The 2,640-nt window shown below is 70.0% G+C and carries 5 protein-coding genes; all 5 read right to left on the reverse strand.

Translation table 11 applies throughout. From position 1 onward, the window contains the following. Window positions 1-319 (reverse strand): metallophosphoesterase family protein (locus tag AC1DXV_RS33670; RefSeq protein ID WP_477937908.1); only part of this gene is annotated, 319 nt, incomplete at its 3' end. Between the two features lie 26 nt (window positions 320-345). Beyond that, the gene (gene slmA / locus AC1DXV_RS33675; protein WP_477869072.1) at window positions 346-1,002 is read right to left on the reverse strand and encodes a nucleoid occlusion factor SlmA; all 657 of its coding nucleotides are present in this window, start codon (window positions 1,000-1,002) and stop codon (window positions 346-348) included. A gap of 20 nt (window positions 1,003-1,022) precedes the next feature. Beyond that, entirely contained in the window at window positions 1,023-1,724 is a 702-nt protein-coding gene (locus tag AC1DXV_RS33680; RefSeq protein ID WP_477869074.1) for a pyrimidine 5'-nucleotidase, read from the reverse strand. Continuing rightward, window positions 1,721-2,107: a Cu(I)-responsive transcriptional regulator gene (cueR, locus tag AC1DXV_RS33685; RefSeq protein ID WP_477937910.1), complete on the reverse strand. Its 387-nt coding sequence runs from the start codon at window positions 2,105-2,107 to the stop codon at window positions 1,721-1,723. The genes AC1DXV_RS33680 and cueR overlap by 4 nt, the downstream gene beginning before the upstream one ends. Further along, a partial coding sequence (locus tag AC1DXV_RS33690) for an HAD-IC family P-type ATPase (RefSeq protein ID WP_477937912.1) occupies window positions 2,104-2,640 on the reverse strand: 537 nt, incomplete at its 5' end. The genes AC1DXV_RS33690 and cueR, both read right to left, overlap by 4 nt.

The following is a 2,640-nucleotide window of genomic DNA, read 5'->3' on the forward strand; positions in this document are numbered from 1 at the left end:
CCAGCGTCAGATGCAGGTCTGCGTGCTGCTCGCGCCATTGCGCGAGCGCGCCCAGCGTCGAGGCCGCGTGCGCATGCACCGAGTGCAGGAAATCGCCGAGGAACACGATGCGCCGCGCGCCGTGCCGCTCGACCAGCTCGCTCAGCCGCGACAGCGTCTCGGTGGTCGTCGCCTCCGGCACCGGCACGCCGAGCCGTCGAAACGACACCGCCTTGCCGAGGTGGGCATCGGCGACGAGCAAGGCGTGTTGCGCCGGCCACCAGGCGGCTTTCTCCGGCAGCAATGCGAGGCGCTGGCCGCCGACGTCCGTCGTGACCATGGCCGTGTGGAAAGAAGGGGCCGGCGTCAGCCGACCAGCAGGCGCAGCGCGGCGTCCAGGTGCTCGGTCGGCACGCGCTTGAAGCCCGAGCGCGCATAGCGCTGCAGGCGGCCGACCGCGAAACCGGTCAGCACCGAGGACTGCGCATTCGCATCGACCGTCGGCGTCGACGAGCCGGCCGCTTCGGCGGCGCTGCGCAGGCTCTGGCGCAGCTGCGATTCGATGCGGTCGAAGAACTGGTTCATGCGGGCGACCAGGCGCTCGTTCTCGAACACCAGTGCATCGCCCACCATCACGCGCGTCATGCCGGGGTTCTTCTCGCCGAACTGCAACAGCACGGTGAGGATCTTCTGCGCCTGCACGACACCGCTCGTCTCGCGCTCGGTGATCTGGTTGACCAGCGTGAACACGCTCTGCTCGATGAACTCGATCAGGCCCTCGAACATCTGCGCCTTGCTCGCGAAATGGCGGTACAGCGCCGCTTCGGAGACATCGAGCTTGCCGGCCAGCGCCGCCGTCGTGATGCGGTCGGCGCCCGGCTGCTCCAGCATGTGGGCCAGCGTCTGCAGGATCTGCACGCGGCGCTCGCCCGGCTTCGGGCGCTTGCGGCCCGTCGGCTCGGCCACCGCGTCGGCTGCCACCTCGGGACTGGTGTCTTCGGGGATGGCAGGGGTGTCGGTCATCGCGGCAGTCGAAGTTGTCACTACAGGGTATGGAGCTTGTTCAGCGATCGAATTCTTGCATACACATAGGGGGGCTTACGGCAAGGGTGAACGCCAACTTCTGTGCTGTTGTTCGCAACTTTGGCCGTCTTCAGGTAGCGCTGCATCCACGCCGTGCGCATGCCGATGCGGTGCGCCGCCTTCTGGTGCGCCAGCGTGTCCTCGACCAGCACGCAGCGCCGCGGCGCCACCTTCAGCCGCACCGCGACCTGGCGCAGCATGCGGGCGTCGGGTTTCGGGCGCAGGTCGCCGAACATCGTCATCTCGTCGATGCTGATCACGCCGTCGAATACGTCGGTGAGACCGAGCGCCCGCAGCACGCGCAGCGCGTACGACCGCGGGGCGTTCGTCAGCAGGATCTTGCGGCCGCGCAGGCGGCGCAGCGCGGCGCGGTCGTGCGCATGGGTGCGCAGGCGGTCCTCGAGGCCGGGCAGGCGGTGCGTCTCCTCGAGGAAGTGGCGCGCGTCGACGCCGTGGTGGCGCACCAGGCCGAGCAGCGTCGCGCCGTAGCGGTCCCAGTAGCGCTGGCGCAGCGCCGACGCATCGGCCGTCGACAGCCCCAGGTGCGCGACGATGTAGTCGGTCATCGCCTGGTTGGTCGGGCCGAACGCGGCATGGGAGGCGTCGTGCAGCGTGTTGTCCAGGTCAAACAACCAGACCCTGGCATCCCGGCGTCCGCTCATTCGGCCAGCTCGTCGAGGATCGGGCAATCGGGCCGCTGGTCGCCATGGCAGCAGCTCGCCAGGCTCGACAGCGTGCGCTTCATCGCCTCCATCTCGGCGATGCGGCGATCGAGGTCGGCGATGTGGGTGAGCGCGATGCGCTTCACGTCGGCGCTAGCGCGCCGCCGGTTCTGCCACAGCTTCAGCAGCTCGCCGATCTCGGCCATGCCGAAGCCGAGGTCGCGGGCGCGCCGGATGAAGCGCAGCGTGTGCACCTCCTTGTCGCCGTACTGGCGGTAGCCGGCATCGGTGCGACCGACCGGCGGCAGGAGCCCCAGCGATTCGTAGTGCCGCACCATCTTCGCCGACACGCCCGAGCGTTGCGCCGCTTCGCCGATGTTCATCGAGCCGCTCCCTTCCAGCGCCGCAGCAGCAGCGCATTGCCGACCACGCTGACGCTGCTGAAGGCCATCGCCGCGCCGGCGATCACCGGGTTCAGCAACCCGAAGGCGGCCAGCGGGATGCCGACCACGTTGTAGACGAAGGCCCAGAACAGGTTCTGGCGGATCTTGCGCTGCGTGAGGCGCGCGATCTCGAGCGCATCGGCCACCAGCCGCGGATCGCCGCGCATCAGCGTGATGCCCGCCGCCTGCATCGCGACATCGGTGCCGCTGCCCATCGCGATGCCGACATCGGCGGCCGCCAGCGCCGGTGCATCGTTGATGCCGTCGCCGACCATCGCGACGCGCGCGCCGCCGTGGCGCAGCGTCTCGACGAGCGCGGCCTTGTCCTGCGGCAGCAGCGCGGCATGGACCTCGGTGATGCCGAGTTCGCGCGCCAGCTTGCCCGCCGCACCGGCGCCGTCGCCGGTCAGCAGCAGGCAGCGCACGCCGCGCGCCTGCAGCTGGCGCACCGCCTCGGCCGCGGTCGGCTTCGC

This window comes from Rhizobacter sp. P3_C12 (genome assembly GCF_056402735.1).

Coding starts and splice junctions, on each gene's coding strand:
- cueR (WP_477937910.1), bottom strand. CDS start 2,107: ATGAACATCGGCGAAGCGGCGCAACGCTCGGGCGTGTCGGCGAAGATG.
- AC1DXV_RS33680 (WP_477869074.1), bottom strand. CDS start 1,724: ATGAGCGGACGCCGGGATGCCAGGGTCTGGTTGTTTGACCTGGACAAC.
- slmA (WP_477869072.1), bottom strand. CDS start 1,002: ATGACCGACACCCCTGCCATCCCCGAAGACACCAGTCCCGAGGTGGCA.